Source organism: Streptomyces sp. NBC_01571 (assembly GCF_026339875.1).
Classification (GTDB): Bacteria; Actinomycetota; Actinomycetes; order Streptomycetales; family Streptomycetaceae; genus Streptomyces.
On the sequence record NZ_JAPEPZ010000001.1, the window covers coordinates 2908180 to 2928021 of the forward strand.

Annotated in this window: 21 protein-coding genes and 1 pseudogene; 9 read left to right on the top strand and 13 right to left on the bottom strand. The window is 73.2% G+C overall.

Features of this window, described 5'->3' with window-relative positions; all coding sequences use genetic code 11:
* The first annotated feature begins 121 nt into the window (after positions 1 to 121).
* Positions 122 to 1519, top strand: coding sequence for a CoA transferase (locus OHB41_RS13090; protein ID WP_266698144.1), 1398 nt, complete (start codon positions 122 to 124; stop codon positions 1517 to 1519).
* Between the two features lie 144 nt (positions 1520 to 1663).
* A pseudogene (locus OHB41_RS13095) lies at positions 1664 to 1956 on the top strand (hypothetical protein); the annotation flags it as partial.
* Positions 1957 to 2029: 73 nt separating this feature from the next.
* Here the strand turns inward: OHB41_RS13095 and OHB41_RS13100 are convergent.
* The 8 genes from OHB41_RS13100 to OHB41_RS13135 all read right to left on the bottom strand — a co-directional run bounded on the left by OHB41_RS13100 (position 2030) and on the right by OHB41_RS13135 (position 9820).
* Entirely contained in the window at positions 2030 to 3079 is a 1050-nt protein-coding gene (locus tag OHB41_RS13100; protein WP_266698145.1) for a zinc-dependent alcohol dehydrogenase family protein, read from the bottom strand.
* 42 nt (positions 3080 to 3121) lie between these two features.
* A complete protein-coding gene (locus OHB41_RS13105) occupies positions 3122 to 3808 on the bottom strand; it encodes a lysoplasmalogenase (protein ID WP_266698146.1) in 687 nt (228 codons plus the stop codon).
* Positions 3805 to 4677: a sterol desaturase family protein gene (locus OHB41_RS13110; protein ID WP_266698147.1), complete on the bottom strand. Its 873-nt coding sequence runs from the start codon at positions 4675 to 4677 to the stop codon at positions 3805 to 3807. The genes OHB41_RS13105 and OHB41_RS13110 overlap by 4 nt, the downstream gene beginning before the upstream one ends.
* Positions 4678 to 4846: 169 nt before the next feature.
* Positions 4847 to 5557: a VIT1/CCC1 transporter family protein gene (locus tag OHB41_RS13115; protein ID WP_266698148.1), complete on the bottom strand. Its 711-nt coding sequence runs from the start codon at positions 5555 to 5557 to the stop codon at positions 4847 to 4849.
* Positions 5558 to 5581: 24 nt separating this feature from the next.
* Positions 5582 to 6811: an amidohydrolase family protein gene (locus OHB41_RS13120; RefSeq protein ID WP_266705839.1), complete on the bottom strand. Its 1230-nt coding sequence runs from the start codon at positions 6809 to 6811 to the stop codon at positions 5582 to 5584.
* 32 nt (positions 6812 to 6843) lie between these two features.
* Positions 6844 to 8127 (bottom strand): amidohydrolase family protein, encoded by a 1284-nt coding sequence (locus OHB41_RS13125; RefSeq protein WP_266698149.1) that lies wholly within the window; start codon positions 8125 to 8127, stop codon positions 6844 to 6846.
* 11 nt (positions 8128 to 8138) lie between these two features.
* Positions 8139 to 9023: an SDR family NAD(P)-dependent oxidoreductase gene (locus OHB41_RS13130; RefSeq protein WP_266698150.1), complete on the bottom strand. Its 885-nt coding sequence runs from the start codon at positions 9021 to 9023 to the stop codon at positions 8139 to 8141.
* Positions 9023 to 9820, bottom strand: a complete 798-nt coding sequence (locus OHB41_RS13135; RefSeq protein WP_266698151.1) for an acetoacetate decarboxylase family protein — start codon at positions 9818 to 9820, stop codon at positions 9023 to 9025. Before OHB41_RS13135 ends, OHB41_RS13130 begins: the two co-directional genes overlap by 1 nt.
* Positions 9821 to 9919: 99 nt before the next feature.
* Between OHB41_RS13135 and OHB41_RS13140 the strand changes: the two genes are divergently transcribed.
* From OHB41_RS13140 to OHB41_RS13165, 6 genes are all read left to right on the top strand, one after another.
* On the top strand, positions 9920 to 10537 hold the full coding sequence (locus tag OHB41_RS13140; RefSeq protein ID WP_266698152.1) for a TetR/AcrR family transcriptional regulator: 618 nt from the start codon (positions 9920 to 9922) through the stop codon (positions 10535 to 10537).
* 75 nt (positions 10538 to 10612) lie between these two features.
* Positions 10613 to 11653, top strand: a complete 1041-nt coding sequence (locus tag OHB41_RS13145) for a DEDDh family exonuclease (RefSeq protein ID WP_266698154.1) — start codon at positions 10613 to 10615, stop codon at positions 11651 to 11653.
* Positions 11654 to 11943: 290 nt separating this feature from the next.
* Positions 11944 to 12177 carry a metallothionein gene (locus OHB41_RS13150; protein ID WP_266698156.1) on the top strand — a complete coding sequence of 78 codons (234 nt, stop codon included), beginning with the start codon at positions 11944 to 11946 and terminating at the stop codon, positions 12175 to 12177.
* Positions 12178 to 12244: 67 nt separating this feature from the next.
* Complete coding sequence (locus OHB41_RS13155) at positions 12245 to 13036, top strand: SURF1 family cytochrome oxidase biogenesis protein (protein ID WP_266698158.1); 792 nt, start codon at positions 12245 to 12247, stop codon at positions 13034 to 13036.
* A gap of 191 nt (positions 13037 to 13227) precedes the next feature.
* The gene (locus tag OHB41_RS13160) at positions 13228 to 15042 is read left to right on the top strand and encodes a glycoside hydrolase family 15 protein (RefSeq protein WP_266698159.1); all 1815 of its coding nucleotides are present in this window, start codon (positions 13228 to 13230) and stop codon (positions 15040 to 15042) included.
* 23 nt (positions 15043 to 15065) lie between these two features.
* Complete coding sequence (locus OHB41_RS13165) at positions 15066 to 15821, top strand: SDR family oxidoreductase (RefSeq protein WP_266698161.1); 756 nt, start codon at positions 15066 to 15068, stop codon at positions 15819 to 15821.
* A gap of 537 nt (positions 15822 to 16358) precedes the next feature.
* On the opposite strand, the gene amaP is transcribed toward OHB41_RS13165, so the two are convergent.
* From amaP to OHB41_RS13190, 5 genes are read right to left on the bottom strand one after another with little or no spacing between them, the layout of a single operon-like run.
* Positions 16359 to 16937 carry an alkaline shock response membrane anchor protein AmaP gene (gene amaP, locus OHB41_RS13170; RefSeq protein ID WP_266698163.1) on the bottom strand — a complete coding sequence of 193 codons (579 nt, stop codon included), beginning with the start codon at positions 16935 to 16937 and terminating at the stop codon, positions 16359 to 16361.
* A 5-nt stretch (positions 16938 to 16942) separates the two neighbouring features.
* Positions 16943 to 17620: a DUF6286 domain-containing protein gene (locus OHB41_RS13175; RefSeq protein WP_266698164.1), complete on the bottom strand. Its 678-nt coding sequence runs from the start codon at positions 17618 to 17620 to the stop codon at positions 16943 to 16945.
* Positions 17617 to 18003 carry an Asp23/Gls24 family envelope stress response protein gene (locus OHB41_RS13180; protein ID WP_526024912.1) on the bottom strand — a complete coding sequence of 129 codons (387 nt, stop codon included), beginning with the start codon at positions 18001 to 18003 and terminating at the stop codon, positions 17617 to 17619. Before OHB41_RS13180 ends, OHB41_RS13175 begins: the two co-directional genes overlap by 4 nt.
* On the bottom strand, positions 18000 to 18185 hold the full coding sequence (locus OHB41_RS13185; protein WP_266698166.1) for a hypothetical protein: 186 nt from the start codon (positions 18183 to 18185) through the stop codon (positions 18000 to 18002). Before OHB41_RS13185 ends, OHB41_RS13180 begins: the two co-directional genes overlap by 4 nt.
* Positions 18186 to 18218: 33 nt before the next feature.
* Positions 18219 to 18695, bottom strand: coding sequence for an Asp23/Gls24 family envelope stress response protein (locus OHB41_RS13190; RefSeq protein ID WP_168527460.1), 477 nt, complete (start codon positions 18693 to 18695; stop codon positions 18219 to 18221).
* 87 nt (positions 18696 to 18782) lie between these two features.
* On the opposite strand from OHB41_RS13190, the gene OHB41_RS13195 reads away from it, so the two are divergent.
* On the top strand, positions 18783 to 19802 hold the full coding sequence (locus tag OHB41_RS13195) for a hypothetical protein (RefSeq protein WP_266698168.1): 1020 nt from the start codon (positions 18783 to 18785) through the stop codon (positions 19800 to 19802).
* Positions 19803 to 19842: the final 40 nt, after the last annotated feature.

The following is a 19842-nucleotide window of genomic DNA, read 5'->3' on the forward strand; positions in this document are numbered from 1 at the left end:
TCGAGGACGGCCATGGCACCGGGGCGGAAGCGGTCGCGAAAGGAGCCTCACCGGAGTCGACAGCGGCGACGACGAGAACAGCGGCGCCGGCCGCGCGGAACCCGCCTGGCATAGTGCCCGTATGACGCGACCGGCTGCTGGTACGGAGTTCGTGTGGGCGGCACTGGGCGGGGACCCCGCGCTGCTGTCCCGGCTTTCGACGGTCACGCGGGCGGGGGCGCTCGACGCCCGGTTGCCCGTAAGGGAGTTGGCGCGGGCGTGCGTGGCGGCGTGCGCGCTCGCGGGCGCCGAGCTGACCGCGGTCCGCACCGGAAGGGACGTTCCCGGGGTACGGGTCGACGACGGGGCCGTCGCCACCGCGTTCGTCAGCGAGCGGCATCTGCTCGTCGGCGGACGAGCGCCCGTGAACTTCGCGCCGCTGTCCCGGTTCTGGCGGACCGCCGACGGCTGGGTGCGCACACACGCCAACTATCCCCACCACCGAGCGCGGCTCCTGGAGGCGTTGAAGCTGGACACGGACGCGTCCGTGGAGACGGTCGCCGCCTGCCTCGCCGGGCGTTCCGCCGCGGAGGTGGAGGACACCGTGTACGCGGCCGGGGGCCTGGCCGTCGCCCTGCGTACGGCCGCGGAGTGGGCGGCGCACGAGCAGGGGGCGGCCGTCGCGCGTCAGCCCCTGCTGAGCCGGGAGTCCGTCGCCGAGGCGGACCGCTCCGCGCCGCGCACGCCGACCCGGCTCTCCGGTGATCCGCTGCGGCCCGCGGCCGGCGTGCGGGTGCTGGACCTCACCCGGGTCATCGCGGGGCCGGTCGCGACCCGCACCCTCGCCCTGCTGGGCGCCGACGTCCTGCGCGTGGACACACCGCGGCTGCCCGAGGACCCCGACGCGCACGCCGACACGGGCTTCGGGAAACGTTCCACGAAGCTCGACCTGAGCGTGCGCGCGGACCGCCGCACCTTCGAGGGCCTGCTCGCCGAGGCCGACGTCGTGGTCACCGGGTACCGGCCCGGCGCCCTCGACCGCTTCGCGCTGACGCCGGAGGCACTGGCCGTGCGGCGGCCCGGGCTGGTGGTGGCGCAGTTGTCGGCCTGGGGCCGGTACGGGCCGTGGTCCGGGCGGCGCGGCTTCGACAGTCTGGTGCAGGTCGCCACCGGGATCGCGGCGATCGAGGGGTCCGCCGAGCGGCCGGGTGCGCTGCCCGCGCAGGCCCTCGACCACGGCACGGGGTACCTGCTGGCCGCCGCGGTGCTCCGGTCGCTCACCGAGCGGTCCCGGGAGGGCGGGACGCGACTCGTCCGGCTGGCGCTCGCCCGGACCGCCGCGTGGCTGGTCGGCGGGCTCGCGCGCCCGGACGGGGAGCGCCCGGAGGCCCCGTACGACCCGGGCCCCTGGCTCGCCGAGACCGACAGCGATCTGGGCCGGCTCAAGTACGCCAGGACGCCCGTCTCCTTCACCGGCGGGCCGGCCGACTGGGCGCGGCCACCGGGGCGTTGGGGGACGGACCCGGCCCGGTGGGCCTGAGCCGCCGGGCCGGTCCGGACGCCGGCTGCGCCGGGCGGGCGCGAGCGAGGGCCCGTCAGGCACGTGTTCCGTCGGCGGACTGCCGAACCACCGGTTGTCTCCCCGCACTTGCCCGGGTCCGTGCCGGCCGGCGACGAACCCGGGGTGACCGCGACACGACCGGCGGCCGAGGCGCCGGGCGCGAGTGGTCCGGCGCGGCGCCCCGCAGCCGGACGGGCCGTGGCCCTGCTCGTCCTGGTGGCCCTGGCCGCCCTGATCCCGCCGATCGGCCCGCGCCCCGCGCTGGACGGCACCGGCGAGGCCGCGCCCTCGGAGTCGGCGGCGCCGCACTGCTGCGTACGATCCTGTTCGCGGCCCTGTTCGCGGCGCTGTGCGTCCCCGCGGGCGAGTTGTTCGCTGCCCGGCCGGCCCACCGAGTGCCGGGCTCACCCTCGACGCCCGGCCGCCGGCGGATCGCCGTCCTCCGCCGGACCGTCGACCGCGCCCAGGTCGTCAGCGGTCGTCGGGCCGTCAGCAGCCGTTGGTGACAAGCACCTTGAGGGCGGTGCGCTCGTCCATCGCCTTGTAGCCCTCGGGCACACCCTCCAGGTCGACGGTCCGGTCGAAGACCGGCGACGGGTCGATGGTGCCGTCGAGGACGTCGGGCAGCAGCTCCGGGATGTACGCGCGCACCGGTGCGACACCGCCGCGCAGCGCGATGTTCCGGTCGAACATGACGCCCAGGTCCAGGCCCGTGCCACTGCCGTGCGGCACTCCGACGAAGCCGATGGCGCCGCCGTCGCGGGTGATGTTCACCGCCGTCCGCATGGACTGCTCGGTGCCGACCGCCTCCACGACGGCGTGCGCGCCCTGTCCGCGGGTCAGCTCGCGCACGGCCTCGACGGCCGCCTCGCCGCGCTCGGCGACAACGTCCGTGGCGCCGAAACGGCGCGCGATGTCCGTACGCACCTCATGGCGTCCGAGTGCGATGATCCGCTCGGCGCCGAGCCGCTTGGCGGCCAGGACGGCGCACAGGCCCACGGCGCCGTCCCCGACGACCGCGACGGTGGCGCCCTTGCGGGCCCCCGCGCCGAGGGCCGCGTGGTGGCCGGTGCCCATGACGTCGGACAGCGTCAGCAGTGCCGACAGCAGACGGTCGTCGGAGGCCGCCTCCTTGGGCAGCTGGACGAGGGTGCCGTCGGCGAAGGGGACCCGCACGGCCTCGCCCTGCCCGCCGTCGTACCCCACGGCGCCCCAGAAGCCGCCGTGCTCGCACGAGGTGGTGAGCCCCTCGCGGCAGTAGTCGCAGACGCCGTCGGACCACATGAAGGGCGCGACGACCAGGTCACCGCGCCGCACACCGGTCACGTCCGAGCCGGCCTCCTCGACGATGCCGAGGAACTCGTGCCCGATTCGCTGCCCCGGCTTGCGCGCCGCCTCACCGCGGTAGGCCCACAGGTCACTGCCGCAGATGCAGGACCGCAGCACCCGGACGACCGCGTCGGTCGGCAACTGCACCACGGGCTCGGGCACGTCCTCCACGCGCATGTCGTAAGGAGCGTGGATGGTGGTGGCGCGCATGACGAGGATCCTTCTCGGCTGATCGGCTGGGGTGAGATGCGCTCAGGGGGTGGTTGAGCGCATCTCACCGTACGCCGCCCTCGGCGCGGGCCGCGCGCCGAGGGTGTTCAGGACTCCGCTGACCAGCAAGAACTGGGCGGCGGCATAGGTCGACATGATCCAGAAGTCCGGTCTCGGGAGCTGCGGCCAGTCGGCGACGCCGGTGGCGATGAGCGTGTCCGAGAGCATGAAGAGCGCCCCGCCGGCGGCCGCGAGGCGGCCGAGTCCGGTGGCGCCGTACGCCATCGCGGTCAGCAGCAGGCTGTAGCCCGCGACGGGGATCCGGAGACCGGCGGGCAGTCCGGGCCAGAGCAGGGTGACCGTGGCGGTCAGGGCGAGGGCGTAGACGGCGGCGAGCAGTGCTCCCCGTGCGCGTGCGGCCGGGAGCGCGGCGGCTCCGCGGAAGAGGACGAGGTAGCAGACGTGTCCGGCCGCGAAGGAGGCCATCCCGACCAGGAACGCCGGGTCGGCGTCGGAGAGCAGCAGGACGTCGCCGCCCCAGCCGCAGAGCAGGGCCGCGACCAGGAGCCGCGGTCCGCCGCGGGCGACCGTGTGGGCGGCGAGCAGCGGCATCAGGAGGGGCTTGGCGACGAGGTGCCCCGGTGTGAACCCGGCGGCCAGCGAGACGAGGTCCACGAGGGCCGCCGCGCCGAAGGAGACGAGCAGCACGCGCGCGTGCCGTGGGCTCACGCGATGGACTCCGTGACCGGCTCGCGCTCGGCGCGGGCCGGGGCCGGCTGCCAGCCGGGGCCGCGGAACACCCGTCCCGCGCGCTCGCGCCAGCTCGCCGCCGCCCTCAAGTCCCTGGCGATGGCGGCGTACTCATGGGTGGCGACGCGCAGCGGGTTGTACGTGGCGATGTTCTTGGTGAGCCCGTAGACGGGCCGCTCGGTCTCGGCGACGAAGGACCCGAAGAGCCGGTCCCACACGATGAGGATCCCGCCGAAGTTCCGGTCGAGGTAGCCGCCCTGGGAGGCGTGGTGCACCCGGTGGTGCGACGGCGTGTTGAAGACGAACTCGAACCAGCGGGGCATCCGGTCGATCCGCTCGGTGTGGATCCAGAACTGGTAGACGAGGTTCGCGGACGAGCAGAACGCGAGCGCCGCCGGGTGTACGCCGAGGGCGATCAGCGGCACGTAGAAGGGCCAGACGGTCCAGGTGGTCCAGGGCTGGCGCAGCGCCGTGGTGAGGTTGAACTTCCGGCTGGAGTGGTGGACGACGTGACAGGCCCACAGGATGCGGATGACGTGGTGTCCGCGGTGCGACCAGTAGTAGAAGAAGTCCTGCCCGAGCAGCATCAGCGGGACGGTCCACCACAGTACGGGCACCCGCAGCGGCGTCAGTTCGTAGATCGCCGTGTAGAGCGCGACGATCGGGATCTTCCACAGGAAGTCGAAGACGAGGCTGCCGAGACCCATGCCGACGCTGGTGGCGGCGTCCTTTGCCTCGTATCCCGCGTCCTCCTCGTCCGGATGGATCCTGACGCTCACGATCTCGATCACGGTGAGCAGCACGAAGGCGGGTATCGACCACAGCACGACATCGGGCAGGTTCGGCATGGATGCACCGTAGGACGGCGGATCGGCCACGGCTAGACGTTGTTACCGACAAGTATTACCGGCGGTACGCGCTTGCTTCTTGGTGATCTCCGCCAATGGGCGGCCGGCGTCGGCAGATGTGGGCGGGACGCGGAGGCCGCCTGCACCGGTCGTCCACCGCCACGGCCCCTCATGTCCCGGCCGCCCCCAGCAGCACCCCCGCCAGGTATGTGACCCCCATCGCCAGCGCTCCGCCCGCCACGTTCCGCAGAACCGCGTGGCGCGGCTCCGCCGCGCCCAGGCGGGCGCTCACCCAGCCGGTGACGAACAGGGAGGCGAGGACGGAGACCACGGTGACGGGCAGGCGCCAGCCGCTCGGCGGGAGGACGATCGCCAGCAGCGGCAGCAGGGCGCCCACCGTGAAGGACACGAAGCTCGCCCAGGCGGCGTGCCACGGGTTGGTGAGATCGTCGGGGTCGATGCCGAGCTCCACGCGCGCGTGGGCCCTGAGCGCGTCCCGTTCGGTGAGCTGCTGCGCCGCCTCGCGGGCCACCCCGTGCGACAGGCCGCGCTGCTCCAGGAGGTCGGTCAGCTCCTCGAGTTCGGCCTCGGGCTGTTCCCTGAGTTCGCGTCGCTCCATCGCCAGCGCGGCCTTCTCGGAGTCCAGCTGGGTGGAGACCGAGACGTACTCGCCCGCCGCCATCGACATCGAGCCGGCCAGCAGGCCCGCGAGCCCGGCCGTCAGCAATGTGCCGCGGTCGTCCGTGGCGCCCGCGACGCCGACGACGAGACCCGCGGTGGAGACGATCCCGTCGTTGGCGCCCAGGACCCCGGCCCGCAGCCAGTTCAGCCGCGATCCGAGGGCTCCTTTGTGGGCCTCGTCGTGCGTCGCTTCGGTCACACGGCGAGGATCGCACCCCGCGCATCACCACACACGCACCGACCCTCCCTTCGCGAACGCCGGGCTCGTCGCGTCGGCGGGCGGTTCGCCGAGCGGCTCGGCGAGTTCCGCCACCGTCGGTCCCGCCTTGGCCGCGAGCGGGGCGAGACGTTCCAGGTCGAAGCCGTACACCCGGGCCGCGTTGCCGCCGACCATGGCCGCGACCTCCTCCCGCGGCAGGCCCGCGTAGGCGATCCGCAGCCCCTCGCGCGAGTAGGGGTGGGTGCCCTCGTCGTGCGGGTAGTCGCTGCCCCACATGATCTTGTCGAGGCCGATGCGGTCGCGCAGCGGCACCTCGTGCGGGCGCATGAAGCTCGCGCCGACCCAGCAGTTCTCGCGCCAGACCTGGGAGGGCCGCTCGCCCATCGAGTCCCCGAGGCCCGCGCCGAACTTGGCTTCGGCGGTGGACGCCTTCGTACCGGCGGCGACCAGTCGCCCGTGGTAGTAGTCCAGCATGTCGAGCACTCCGGGGATCCAGCCCGAGCCCTGCTCGGTCAGCACCAGCTTCAGACCGGGGTGCCGGCGGAACGCGCCGCCGAAGACCAGGTGCCACAGCGCCCGGTGCGAGAACCATGTCGTCTCCACCATGAAGACCGCCCGTGCGGCCGGCTCGTCGCCCAGCGGCGGCGACGCGGAACCCGCGTGGTGGTTCACGGGGACGCCCAGCTCGGCACAGGCCGCCCAGATCGGGTCGTACGCCGTGGAGTGCAGCTCGGGCAGGCCCGACCCCGGGGGCGTGCCGGGCAGCAGGAGACCGCCGGTGAGACCCGCGTCGGCCGCGCGGCGGATCTCCCCCACCGCCTCGTCGACGTCGTTCAGGAGGATCTGGAACACACCCGCCCGGCGACCCGGCGCGGCCGCGCAGAAGTCCGCCAGCCACCGGTTGTGGGCGCGCAGCCCGGCCCACCGCTGTGCGAACTCCCGTGCCGTGGGCGCGGGCGCCGTCAGGGACGCCGACGGGAAGAAGGGCGGGATGGTGTTCGGGAAGACGACCTCCGCGACGATGCCGTCCCGCTCGAGTTCCGCGAGGCGCCGCTCGGAGTTCCAGTTCCTGTCCGCGGTGTCGGCGAGCAGGTCCTGGTAGGGGTTGACGTAGGCGGCCGCCCACGCGTCGAACGCCTCGTGGTGCTCCTTCTCCAGGTAGGGCCTGTAGTCGAGGAGATCCGCGCCCGCGTGGCAGTCGGCAGATATCACCGTGTACCGGTCGTCGTCCAGGGACGGCGCAGAGGTGCCGGGGGGTGCCGGGGTCACGGGGTGGCCCCCAGTACGGGGAAGTCGTGGTCCGTGAGCCAGTGGCGGCCCACTTCGCGGGAGCGTGCCCAGGACGCCGTCACGGCCGCCTGGTCCTCGGACTGGCCGAGGTCGGCGGGGGTCGGGCCGATGCGCCGGGCGAGCGGGGCCAGTTTCGCGGTGTCGAAGCCGAAGACCTCGGCGGCCGCGAGACCGAGTATGCGGCGGGTCTCCGCCACCGGGATGTCGTGGAACGTTCTCGACAGCCACGCGCGCGTGTCGGGCCAGGTGCCCTCGGGATGCGGGAAGTCGCTGCCCCAGAGGATGTTGTCGACGCCGATCTCGTAGCGCTGGGCGAGTTCGCGCCGCTTGGTGTTGGTGGCGCAGACGAACACCTGGCGGTCCAGGTACTCGTGCGGGGGACGCTTCAGCTCCGCGAAGGGCGACAGCTTCTTGCCGCCGTGCGCGCCGAGGTAGAGACGGTCCATGAACCAGAGGAGGTTCGGCAGCCACCAGCAGCCCGACTCCGCGACGCCGAACCTGAGGCCCGGGTGCCGCTCGAAGACTCCCGACCAGAGCAGGAACCACAGCGGACGCGCCGGCCACCAGGTCACCTCGCTCACATAGATTCCGAGGTGGTCGCCGTACTCGTGGCGCGGCGCCGCCCCGGAGTGGGTGACCACCGGGAGCCCGCACTCGGCGGCCGCGGCCCACACGGGGTCGTAGCGGCGGTCGTGGTAGGGCTCCTTGTCGACCCACATGGCGGGGATCATCAGGGCGCCGAGCCCCGACTCCTTGGCGCGGTACACCTCCGCGACGACCCGCTCGGTCTGCGCCGTGACGGGCAGCAGGGCGACCCCGCAGTGCCGTTCGGGGTTCTCGCCCACGAACTCGGCGAGCCAGCGGTTGTGCGCCTGGGCACCCGCCATGCCCAGCGCCGGGTCCTGGTCGCCGGAGAGACCGAGGCCCACGCCGAAGGGGGCGGCCGTCCGGCTGTCCACGGCGTCGGCGTCCGGGAAGACCACCTCCCCGGCCACCCCGTCGCCGTCCAGCTCCTTCAGGCGCTGCCCGGTGTCCCAACCGCCGCGCAGACCCTCCTCGTTGTCCTGGAACCACTTGTCCGCGAACGCCTCGTTGCGGACGCCGAGCCGTGTCATCTCCTCGCGGCGCCGGTCCCGGCCCGCGAGGAACTCGTCGAAGTCCCGGTGGAAACGGGAGTCGAGATAGGGCCGGTACTCCTCGGTGGGGAGCCCGGCATGGCAGTCGGAGGAGATGATCAGATAGGGATCCAGGTCGGGCATCGCCCGCCTCCTCAGTCCAGGATGAAGGGTTCGAGGTACGACGGGTCCGCGCGGTCGAGCATCGACTGCGAGCGCGCGCGGATCTGCCGGTCGCTGTGCTCGCTCTCCGGCAGCAGCCAGAAGCGGTCCGCCCCGATGCCGTCCGCCACCAGGTCGGCGACCTCCTCGACCGGTGTGAACCGCACCTCCCGACCCGCCTCCCTCATCGCGGCCTCCCACTGGTCGAGGCCGCGGTACGGGGTCCTGCGCGGCCGCTGCTTCGCGTACCGCGACGGCCGGTTGCGGTGCGACTCCCACAGCCCGGTACGGAGCATGTGCGGCCCGGGGAAGAGCACGGACGCCCCCACGCGCGACTGCTCCGCCTTCAGATGCGCGTAGAGGGACTCGGTCATCGTCACGACGGCGGCCTTGGTGACGGCGTAGACGGAGGCCGTGGGCAGCGGGGCGATCCCGCCGTCACCGGACGAGGTGTTGACGACGTGCCCCGGCTCTCCCCCGGCGATCATCCTCGGCACGAACGCCTGGATGCCGTGGAAGACACCCCAGACGTTGACGGCGAAGGCCCACTTCCAGTCGTTCGGGTCGTGCTCCCACATCCGGCCCTCGGCGCCGGAGCCGACCCCGGCGTTGTTGCACAGGACATGTACGGCGCCGTACCTCCCGTAGACGTCCTCGGCGAGCGCGACGACGTCCGCGCGCTCCCCGACGTCGACCACGCGCGCGTGCACGTCGGCCCCGTCCTGGCGCAGCCCGCTCGCGGCCTTCTCCAGGGCGCTCTCCTCGATGTCCGCGAGGACCACCTTCAGACCGTCGGCCGCGAACCGCCGTGCCATGGCCAGCCCGATGCCGCTCGCCGCGCCGGTGACGACGGCGACCTGTCCCGCCCGCAGCCGCATCAGACGCTCCCCTCGGGAGGCCCGTCGAGCAGCTGCCGCGGATCGTCGTAGCGCTGGTGGGCGTAGGGCAGCAGGGCCCGCGCGTCGACGCGCTCGACGACCTTGCCCCGTTGGTCGGTGGTCTTCTCGCCGAGGGTGATCCCGACGAGCTCGCGGACGGGAAGGTCGGCCACCGGGTCGTACATCGACTCGCGCAGGACCACGTCCCCGGTGACGCGCTCCAGCCGGCGCACTCTCTCCTCGCGCACGCAGTGCACGAGGACGGGGTCGGCGTCGAAGCCCGAACCATCCACGGCGGGGAGGAACTTGAAGTAGAAGTCGGTCCTCCGGGAGGGCTCGGGCAACGGCAGGTCACCGCTCACCGCGCCGCGCACCTCGACGAACGCGATGCCGTGCCGGGCGAGCGTGGCGCGCACCACGAGACCGTCCCGCTCGACCGTCACCTCGCCGAGCTTCTTGGGCTCGCCGAAGACCTCGCGGCCACCGGTCAGGGCGCGTTCGTGGGTCATCGGCATCACGAGCGGGTACCAGCCCTCGACCCCGTCGTGCGCCGCGGCGACGGCGAACGAGCCGGCGCCCAACGGGTATCCGGGCAGGTCGACCTTGCTGATGTTCACCCGCGCCAGCGGCCGCGCGGTGGGTTTGAGCGGGGGCGGCAGGACCGCCGCGACCGCGTCCGGATCGCTCTCCCAGACGGCCACCACACCGGTGGACCAGATGTCGGGGAGCCTGGCGCTCGCGGCGCGCGCGGCGGTGATCTCCGCCTCGCTGCGCGCGCCGTACCTCACTCGTGCCATGTCGTACCGCCCTTCTCTGATGGGCCGTCAGCTGTAACACAGTTACAGCAGACCTCGCGAAGGGTAAATACGCGTGCACGAAACGGACTTGGGGGCGTCATGACGAGACCGGCAGTCAGCCGCGAGACGGTCCTCGACGCTGCCGGGGCCCTGGTGAGGCTGCACGGCCCGGACGCCCTGACGATGCGCAGGCTCGCGGCCGAACTGGGCACGGCGGTCACCTCGATCTACTGGCACGTCGGCAACCGCGAGTCGCTGCTGGACGCACTGGTCGAACGGACCGTCGCCGACCTCGGCGAGATCCGGCCCACCGGGCGCACCCCGGCGGCACGTGTCGTGTCGGTGGCCCGCGCCCTGCGCCGCCAACTGCGTGAGCATCCGCACCTCATCGCGATGGTGCACGAACGCGGGCTGACGGAACGGATGTTCCTGCCCGCGCAGCAGGCGCTGGTGCGCGAGGTGCGCGCGGCGGGGCTGCGGGGCGCGCGCGCCGCCCGGGTCGTGCGGGCCGTGCAGTTCCAGGTCGTCGGGCACGTCCTGGTCGAACGCAACCGCGAGCGCGCTCCGGCTCAGCGTCCCGGTGAGGAGGAGCTGTGGGGGGCGCGCACCGCCGAGTGCGACCCGGCGCTCGCGCGGGCGCTGGCGGGACCGGTCGACACCGACCGGCTGTTCACGGCGTCCGTCAAGGCGCTGGTGGCCGGGTTGTTGACGCCGTAGGAGGCGGCCCGGCCCCGGCGGGCGCGCGGAGTCCGGGGGCGGGGCTGTCGGTCGTGGCCCGTATCCTCAATGACCATGCTCGAAGACCTGACGACCGCAGCGTCCCCAGCCTCCTGGCCGGCCGCGTATCCGCAGGGGTACGCGGTCGTCGACGTGGAGACCACCGGCCTGGCCCGGGACGACCGGATAATCTCGGCCGCCGTCTACCGGCTGGACGCGCGCGGCGAGGTCGAGGACCACTGGTACACGACGGTCAACCCGGAGCGGGACCCGGGCCCGGTGTGGATCCACGGTCTGACGAGCGACGTACTCGAAGGAGCCCCGCTCTTCCAGGACATCGCCGAGGAGTTCGCCGCCCGGCTAGACGGCCGCGTCCTCGTCGCGCACAATGCCGTCTTCGACTGGTCGATGATCGCGCGGGAGTACGCGCGCGCCGAGCGTGAGGCGCCGGTGCGTCAGCGGCTGTGCACCATCGCGCTCTCCAAGGAGCTGGGCCTTCCGCTGCCCAACCACAAGCTGGAGTCGCTGGCCGCGCATTTCGGCGTCGTGCAGCAGCGCGCGCACCACGCGCTGGACGACGCGCGGGTGCTGGCCGAGGCGTTCCGGCCGAGCCTGCGGGCGGCCGCGCGCGAGGGGATCCGGCTGCCGTTGCTGGAGTGCCGGCCGCTCAAGGAGTGGTCGGAAAGCCCCGCCGCGCCCCGCGTCGGGCGGCAGTCCGGCGGGTACGGGGACGGGTCCTCCGGAGGCGGATACGGGGGCGGCTACGGGTCCGGGGGAGGCTATCCGTCGGGGAGTTGGCGCCCCTCACGCAAACGCCCCGCATGCCCCTATCCCAACCCAGGACGTTACGAACCGGGTGAACCGCTCAAGCAGGGCATGCGGGTGGCGTTCTCCGGGGACACGTCCGTCGACCGCGAGCTGCTGGAGGACCGTGCCGTCGAGGCCGGCCTGCACGTGGCGACGAGCCTGTCCCGGCTGACCAGCCTGCTCGTCACGAACGATCCGGACTCCGGCACGTCCAAGGTGGTCAAGGCCCGGCAGTTCGGCACGCCGGTGATCGACGAGGCGGCGTTCGGCCAGCTGCTGCGGGACGTGGAAGCGGCACCGGCCAGGTGACCGGGCACCGCCGGCGCGCCCTCGGGTGACCGGCGCCCGCGCTGGCGACCGGGCGCACGCCGCGGTGGCCGACGCACGTACGGATGACCGGCGCACGTACGGATGACCGGCGACCGACCGGCGCACCGGTGACCGGTCGACTTACGAGCGACCGACCGGCCCACCCCTGACAGATCCACGTGCGGGCGACCGACCGGCGTACGGGTGACAGACCGACGTACGGGTGATTGGCGCGCGACTCGCCCGGCGCCCGCTCGCCGGTGCCGCGTCGGCCCCGCACCCTGTGGCGCATGGCCAGATGCGAAGTATGCGGCAATGACTACGGCATGACGTTCGAAGTGCACGCGCAGGGCGCGGTGCACGTCTTCGACTGCTTCTCCTGCGCGATCCACCGGATGGCCCCGATCTGCGAGCACTGTCGTGTCCAGATCATCGGCCAGGGGGTCGAGGTCGAGGGCCACTGGTTCTGCGGAGCCCACTGCGCCCGCGCGGAGGGGAGGGTGGGGATCATCGACAAGGTGTGAGCCGGAGCCCGGCCCTCGGCGGGACCCTCCCGTCGAGGGCCGAATCGTGCCGAGTACCGTCAATGGGGTGTACCGCTTCCTGTTGTCCCGGCAGTGGGTGATTCTCACCCTCGTGGCCCTCGCCCTCATCCCGACGATGATCAAGCTGGGCTTCTGGCAGCTGCACCGGCATGAGCACAAGGTCGCGCTGAACGCGGTGATCTCCGCCTCGCTGTCCGCGAAGCCGGTACCCGCCGAGTCGCTCACCGCGCCGGGACGGCTCGTCCCGCACGACGACCTGTACCGCCGGGTGACCGCCAAGGGGACCTACGACACCGCGCACGAGGTCGTCGTACGGCGCCGCACCAACGCGGACGGCGAGGTCGGCTTCCACGTCCTGACCCCCTTCGACCTGGACGACGGACGGGTGCTGATGGTCAACCGGGGCTGGATCCCGGCGAACGGCGCGCAGACCGCGTTCCCGAGGATCCCGGCGCCCGCGAAGGGCGAGGTCACCGTCACCGGACGGCTGATGCCGGACGAGACGACCGGTGCCAGCGGTATCAAGAACGTCGCGGGGCTGCCCGACCGTCAGGTCATGCTGATCAGCAGCGGGCAGCAGGCGAGGAGCCTCGGCAAGCAGGTCCTGGGCGGCTACATCGAGCAGACCGCGCCCGCCCCCAAGGGCGACTCGCCCGAGCTGCTCCCCGACCCCGAGCACGGCGACATCGGCCCGCACATGGCGTACGCGATCCAGTGGTGGCTCTTCTCCGCGGGCGTTCCCGTGGGCTGGGTGGTCCTGGTCCGCCGCGAACGCCGTGAGCGCGCGACGGCCGCCACCGCCGAGACAGCGCCGGAACCGGCACCGGCCGCCGTTTAGACCACGCCGGAACGGCACCGGCCACCGTGCAGGCCACGCCGGAACGGCCCCGGCCCGTGCGGTCCACGCCCGCCCGCGGGAGCGTTTCTCCCCGCCCGGCGCCGCGGACGGTCCACGGCGGAACGTCCCCCGGTTCACCCGGTCGGCCCCCGACCCGATTGGCCCCGGCCCCTGCCGGGAACCCGCCCCACGTGCACCCACGTATCGAGGACTACGCGCTCATCGGGGACGAACAGACGGCCGCACTGGTGGGCCGGGACGGGTCGATCGACTGGCTATGCGTGCCACGGTTCGACTCGGCCGCCTGCTTCGCCGCGATGCTCGGCGACGAGAACAACGGCCACTGGCGGATCGCACCCAAGGGAGAGGGCCCCTGTACCCGGCGCGAGTACCGGCCGGACTCCCTGGTGCTCGACTCGGAATGGGAGACGGACGACGGCGCGGTCCGGGTGACCGACTTCATGCCGCAGCGCGACAAGGCCCCCGACCTCATCCGTATCGTGGAAGGCCTCAGCGGCCGCGTCACGGTGCAGAGCACCCTGCGGCTGCGCTTCGACTACGGCTCCGTCGTGCCGTGGATGCGCAAGTCGGACGGTCACCGGGTGGCGGTCGCGGGCCCGGACTCGGTGTGGCTGCGCAGCGAGCCCGAGGTACGCACCTGGGGCAAGGACTTCCGTACGCTCTCGGAGTTCACCGTGGAGGCGGGCGAGAAAGTCGGCTTCGTACTGACCTGGCACCCCTCGCACTGGCCGCGCCCCCCGCTGATCGACCCGTTCGAGGCGCTGCGGTCCAGCGTCTCCGACTGGCAGGAGTGGGCGGCGCGCTGCCGTTACCAGGGCCCCTACCGGGACATCGTGGTCCGCTCCCTGATCACCCTCAAGGCCCTCACCTACGCGCCGACGGGCGGCATCGTGGCGGCCCCCACCACCTCGCTCCCGGAGGAGCTGGGCGGCGTCCGCAACTGGGACTACCGCTACTGCTGGCTGCGCGACTCCACGCTCACCCTCGGCGCGCTCCTGGCGGCCGGGTACCACGAGGAGGCCGAGGCCTGGCGCGACTGGCTGCTGCGCGCGGTCGCGGGCGACCCGGCCGACCTGCAGATCATGTACGGGCTCTCCGGCGAGCGCCGGCTGCCCGAGTTCGAGCTGCCGTGGCTGCGCGGCTTCGCCGGTTCGTACCCGGTCCGGATCGGCAACGAAGCGGTGAAGCAGCTGCAGCTGGACGTGTACGGCGAGGTCATCGACTCGCTCGAACTGGCCCGGCGTTCCGGCCTGCCGTCCAAACCGCACGTGTGGCGGCTGCAGTGCGCGCTGATGGACTTCCTGCGGACCGCCTGGCGGCAGCCCGACGAGGGGATCTGGGAAGTGCGCGGTCCCCGTCGGCACTTCGTGTACTCGAAGGTGATGGCCTGGGTGGCCGCCGACCGCGCCGTGCGCTCCCTGGAGGCGGACCCGGGGCTCACCGGCGACCTGGACGGCTGGCGCGAGATGCGCGACGAGGTGCACAAGGAGGTGTGCGAGCGCGGGTTCGACGCGGAGCGGAACACCTTCACGCAGTCCTACGGTTCACGTGAGCTGGACGCGTCGCTGCTGCTCATCCCGCGCACCGGTTTCCTGCCGCCGGACGATCCTAGGGTCATCGGCACCATCGACGCGGTCCGCGCGGAACTCGAACGCGACGGCTTCCTGCTGCGCCGCTACAGCGAGGAGGGCACGGACGTCGACGGCCTGCCCGGCGGCGAGGGCGCCTTCCTCGTCTGTTCGTTCTGGCTCGCCGACGCACTGCAGATGACGGGCCGTACGCAGGAGGCCCACGACCTGTTCGAGCGGCTGATCGGGCTCACCAACGACGTGGGGCTGCTCGCCGAGGAGTACGACCCCGTGGGGCGCCGCCAGCTCGGCAACTTCCCGCAGGCCTTCAGCCATCTCGGCCTGGTGGGCACCGCGTTCAACCTGTTCGGGGGCGAGAGCGCGGAGACGATGGGAGGGGCCGAACAGACGGAATGACGGGATGGGGGAGGATGGATGCCATGGATCTTGGACTGAAGGACCGTGTGTACGTCGTCACGGGAGCCACCCGTGGTCTGGGCAACGCCGCCGCGCGCGAGCTCACCGCCGACGGCGCGAAGGTGATCGTCTCGGGACGCGACGAGAGGAGCGCCGCCGACGCCGCGTCCGCGCTCGGCCCGAACGCGGTCGGGGTGGCCGCGGACAACGCCGACCCGCGGACCCCGGCCCGGCTGATCGCGGCCGCACGCGAGCACTTCGGCGGATTCGACGGCATCCTCATCAGCGTCGGCGGGCCGCCGCCCGGGTTCGTCGCGGACACCACGGACGAGCAGTGGACGTCGGCGTACGAGTCGGTCTTCCTGGGCGCGGTCCGGCTGGCCCGCGCGGCCGTCGCGGAGCTGGGTGACGGCGGTGTCGTCGGCTTCGTCCTGTCGGGTTCGGTGCACGAGCCGATCCCGGGCCTGACCATCTCCAACGGTCTGCGTCCGGGGCTCGCCGGCTTCGCCAAGTCCCTCGCGGACGAGCTGGGTCCGCGGGGCATCCGCGTGGTCGGTCTGCTCCCGGCCCGCATCGACACGGACCGCGTCCGCGAGCTCGACGGTCTCTCCGCCGACCCGGAGGCCACCCGGGCGGCCAACGAGGCCCGCATCCCGCTGCGCCGGTACGGCGCCCCGGAGGAGTTCGGCCGCACGGCGGCCTTCCTGCTCTCCCCCGCGGCGTCCTACCTGACGGGCATCATGCTGCCGGTGGACGGCGGCATGCGGCACGGGTTCTAAAGGGCTGTCCCGTAATCCCCGGTGGATCAGCGCGCGGCGTCGGATGCGGTGCATCGCAAGCCGGAGGGTCGTCCTCATACCGGGGTGTGTTCGGGCGATCCGACAACGCGGCGAGGTGCCGTGGCTGTCGTCGTGCGCCCGCCGGGGATCACGGGACAGCCCTCAGCGGCAGCGGCACCGGTTCCGGCGGTACGGACGCCGGCGGCGCTTCTGGCGGTACGGGTGCCGGCGGTACCGGTTCTGACGGCACGGGGTGCCGACTGAACGGGTATCTGCGGCGGCCGGTTCTCGCGGTACAGGCGCCGGCGGCCGGCTCCCGCGGACCAGGTACCGACGCGGCCGGCCCTCGCGGACCAGGTACCGACGCGGCCGGCTATCGCGGACCGGGTTCCATCCGTACCGGTGTCGGCGGCTTCCGTCGGTCCGGTGGCGGCCGCCGGGATCATCCCCATCGGCTTCGGCGGTCGGTGGGGGCTCGGCCTGACACTGTCTTCGGCGGCAGGCGGCCGGGGAAGCCCCGGCCGCCTGCCGTCCGGCTCAACTCACGCGTTCCGCACGGTGCTTGACCGAGCGCAGGCGCACCTCCGCGGGGAACGCGGCGAGGCCCGCCGAGTCACGGGCGTGCGCGAGCGCCTCCGTCGTGAGCAGGTGCAGCGTGTGTCCGGGGTCCACATGGGGTTCCATCAGGAGCTGCACCCGTGCGCCCGGAGCGCCCCGCCGCCCGGTCAACTGCACCTGGGCGTGCGTGACACCGTCCAGACGCCCGGCGTCCTCGGCGAGAACGCCCTCCAGGGCCCGGCCGCGCAGCAGCGCGCCCTCACCGTCGCCGACGTCGACCAGCACCTCCGCCAGGCGGCGCCGGCGCAGCACCGCCGCCAGCCACCACAGGGCGAGCAGGACGAGCACCGCGAGCCCGGCGATGACGGCCGGCCACCACCAGCCCTGGTCCCGCCAGCGGGTCCGTCCGGCGTCGCTCAGCAGCACGTCGTGCCGCCCGTCGTATATCCACCAGGAGGGCGGACGCACCCCCAGTCCGATGGCGAGCACGGAGCCGCCGAGGACGACCAGGGCGAGCCCGACGACTCCCAGCACCACCCGGTTGACGATCCTGAGCATCGTACTCACCCCTTCCGTCCGGGACGCCTCACGTGCACCGAGAGCGAGGGGGGCCGGGAGAGCCCCAGACCCCTGATGCCGTCGGCGAGTGTGGCGTCCAGGTCGGCACGTACCTCGTCGAGTTCACGGAAGTGCGAGACCGCGTGGACGTCCACCGTGCGCCTCCCCGTACGGACCCTGGCCGACTGCACTCCGGAGACCTCCATGGCCCGGTCGCGCAGTGCCGTGGCGGCGGCGTCCCGGTGCAGCCCGGCCCGTACGTCGTGGTGGGTGCGCCGCATCGGCAGGACGCCGCGCAGTCCCGGGGTCACCGCGAGGACGATCAGCCAGAGCCCGACGGCCGCGGCGATCCCGGCGCCGACGAGAACCCAGGTGTCGTCGAGGGGGCGTTCCGCCAGTTGCCGGGCGAGAGACCTGCGCCAGTGCAGCGCGGGCCGGTGGGCGCGGACGGCCGCGACGTCGTACAGGAAGACGCCCGCGCCGATCAGGAGGACCAGTGCGACGATCCCCGCGGGGACGCGGCGCGGCGACCAGAACCGTCCCTGGGCGCCGTCCTCCTCGCCGAGGGTGCGCGAGGGGTCGTGGGCGTCCGCCGACGGGGACCGGTCGAGTGGGTCCTCGGGCGGCTTCTCCATCACGGGCAAGCGTCGGGTCGTGCTGTCGGAGCCCTGAGGCTCGCTCATTGCGTCCTCCCCTTTGCCACGCCGGGTACCGGTATCAGGTGCAGCCGTTCCACCTGGACGGTCACCTCCGGCACTTCCATCCCCGTCAACGCGCTTACCCGCTCGACGACATGACAACGCACCGCTTTGCAGCGGGCGCCGATGTCGGTGGGGTAGGCGAGTTCGAGGTGGACGTGGACGCGGGCGCTGTCGTGGCGCACGAGGACCGTCGCGTGCGGAGGCGCGGCGTCCGGGGGCAGCGGCCCGAGGGCCTCGCGGGCCGCCTGCGCGGCGGTCTTGGCCACGACGCGGTCGGCGATCCGGGTCGCGCCGCGCTCGGCCGCCGCGACAACCGTCGCAGTCCGCCGGGTGTCGCCGGCCGCCGCGCCGGTCACGGGTGTCACCGCCGCCGGTCGTCACGCGGACGGAAGAGGGCGCCCAGGTCCAGATCCCCTTCGAGGAACCGTCCGACGACGAAGCCGACGGCTCCCAGGGCGGCCACGAGCAGGAAGGCCCCGAATCCCCCGAAGTATCCGGCGAAGCCCAGCGCCATTCCGGCGATCATGCCGATCACGGCCATGCTCATGTGCGCTCCTCAGCAGTTCGGTGGCCGGCCCGGTCACTGGAGGCGTGACTCCGGCTCCTCGTCCTCTTCATCGGGAAGCTTCACGTCACTCACGGCGATGTTGACCTCGACGACCTCGAGACCCGTCATGCGCTCCACGGCCGTGATGACGTTCTCCCGGACCGCGCGGGCCACGTCCGCGATCGACACCCCGTACTCGACGACGATCTCCAGGTCGAGCGCGGTCTGCACCTCTCCGACCTCGGCCTTGACGCCCCTGGCGACGGACTTCGAGCCGCCCGGCACCCGGTCGCGCACCGCCCCGAAGGTACGGCTCAGCCCGCTGCCCATCGCGTGCACGCCGAGCACGTCCCTGGCCGCGAGTCCGGCGATCTTCTCCACGACGCCGTCGGCGATCGTGGTCCGCCCCCGGGTGGCGGGATCACCGCCGCCGCGCCGGGTGGGTTTACGGGTCTGGGGCGTCTCGCCCTCGGGGTTCTCCGTCCGGTTCCGCTCCGTCATGTCGGTCATCGCCGCACGTCCCTTTCGGTCGTCCTCCTCCGCCCACACTAAGTGCGCCCCCGCGATTGCGCGCCGGGGATACGGCAGGCTGGTGGAATGACGGCGGACCGATGGACGCGGGCGGTAAGACAGCGGCTCGGGCTGGGGCGACTCCTCCCTCTCGGCCACCGCCGCGACGGAGCGTGGATCACCGAGGAGGCGGCCGGCACGGTGCTGCGGCGTGCGGCGGCCGGTGTCCCCGGTGTCCGCCTCGGCGCGCTGCGGGTCTCCCTCACGGATCCGGAGCAGACGTACGAGCCCGCCGTGCCGCCTCCGCCCGGCGCGCTGCCGCCCGGTCCGCTCCGGGTCACCGGGGAGTTCACCGCCTCGGCGGACCCTTCGGCACCCGGCGGCGAACCTCTCCCGACGGCGGCGGCCCGGCTGCGTTCGGCCCTGGCCACGGCGGCGACGGAACGTCTGGGGCTCATGGTGACGGAGGTGGACCTGCGGGTGACGGGACTGGTGGACACCGACGCGCCGCCCACCACCGTGGACCTCGGCGCCCCGGGTCCGACCGGCGGCCCGGCTTCGGTCGCCGGCCCGGCTTCGGTCGACGGCCCGGGTCCGCTCGAAGAGCCGAGCCCGCTCGGGGAGCCGGGTCCGCTCGGGGAGCCGGGTCCGCTCGGGGAGACGCCTCCGGCCGGTGGGGCGCGTCCGGTCAACAAACCGGCTCCCCTCGATGGGCCAGGTCCGCGCGACGAGACGGCTCCGGGCGGCGGGCCCGCTGCGGACGGCGGGCAAGGTCCGGACGGCGGGCCAGGTCCGGACGGCGGGCCAGGTCCGGACGGCGGGCCAGGTCCGGGCGGTGGGTCGGTCGCGGCCGAGGAGGAGCGTGTGGTGGCCGCCGTCCTGTCCGTCCCGGGTGTGGACGGGCTGACCGGCGCGCTGGGCCGTCCGGTCCACTTCACCGAGGTCCGCGGTACGGAGCCGGCGCTGCCGCGCCGCCATGTGCGGGTCGAACTGGCGGTCTCGGCCGCCGAACGGACGGCCGACGTGGCTCGGGCGGTCAGAGCCGGCGTCGCCGAGGTCCTGCCGGACGTCCCGTCCGTGGCCGTACTGGTGACCGACGTGCGTTAGCGGCGCTCGACGTTCGGTTCAGGGGCGCGAGGGACCGCAC